Genomic DNA, 1,005 nt, shown 5'->3' on the forward strand with positions numbered 1-1,005 from the left:
CAGTCCCGCCGAGTTCGCCCTAAAGTGGACCACGACCCACCAACCCCAAGCCGCATAGCGACTGGACCATCAATCGGGTCCCCCTCACCGGTACCTGCGCGCAGAGCCTTCTGACATGACTCCGTTCTTCACAAAGACTGCAGCCTCCGGACTCACCGGGGGGATCAACTCTTGCGCTGACGTGAAGCAGTTGATCATTCGCCGCAGAGATCTAACATCACTCGATCTTTAGCATTCGCGTCCGCGATAGCATCGGTGATTTCCGGCGCATTAGCGCTCCTACCAGTGGCGATCGCAACGAGCTTTTGGTAGCTAAGTGCCAAATTACGTGCTGCGTCGCGGTACTGGCTATCGAGTGCCGGGTCGGCTGCAGCAGTTTGGAGGATCAGTGCGCCGTTGGTAGCGGAAAGACGCCCGAGCGCTGCGTTGTCCGGCAAGTTGGTTTCTATATGCTCCGCATGTGCGGCCAGCCTGTAACTGCGGCAGAGACGGTCCTTGGCGTCAGCCCTCTGCGCAGTTGTGAAGTGCGGTTCCGCTGCGACTGAGGTCCGGGTGAACGCGACAATTAGTGCCGCGATAGACAGCACCGCAGCGAGCACGGCGAGGAACGCAGTCCACCGTTGGCGTGGCTGGGCGGGAAGGGGGGCGGACCAAGGGGGAGGCGTCATTGTCACTTTGGCGATGCTAGCCCAGGTAGGTTTCGTAATTGGTGCATCGTGTGATGCGATGCGGCCTGCGTGGTGGGGAAGTTCATCCAACGCACAGCGCCTTAACCGCCAGGTCTTTAGCGTTGGTGTCTTCGACTATCTGTTGCCATGCCGCAGAAGTGCCGGTTTCAGTGCTAGCCATTGCTGCCTGGGTTTGGAGGTACAGGGCCAACTCGCGTGCAGCGTCGCGGAGACTGGTGTCGAGTGGTGGTGAGGGGGACCCGATTGATGGTCCAGTCGCTATGCGGCTTGGGGTTGGTGGGTCGTGGTCCACTTTAGGGCGAACTCGGCGGGACTG

At 60.4% G+C, this 1,005-nt stretch carries 1 protein-coding gene; it reads right to left on the reverse strand.

The annotated features are described in order from the left end of the window. Positions 1–194: 194 nt before the first annotated feature. Complete coding sequence (locus tag LI92_RS22775) at positions 195–599, reverse strand: hypothetical protein (protein WP_286135224.1); 405 nt, start codon at positions 597–599, stop codon at positions 195–197. Positions 600–1,005: the final 406 nt, after the last annotated feature.

The sequence above is a fragment of the Mycobacterium sp. UM_Kg1 genome (assembly GCF_000972925.1).
In the GTDB taxonomy this organism is placed as follows: domain Bacteria; phylum Actinomycetota; class Actinomycetes; order Mycobacteriales; family Mycobacteriaceae; genus Mycobacterium; species Mycobacterium hiberniae.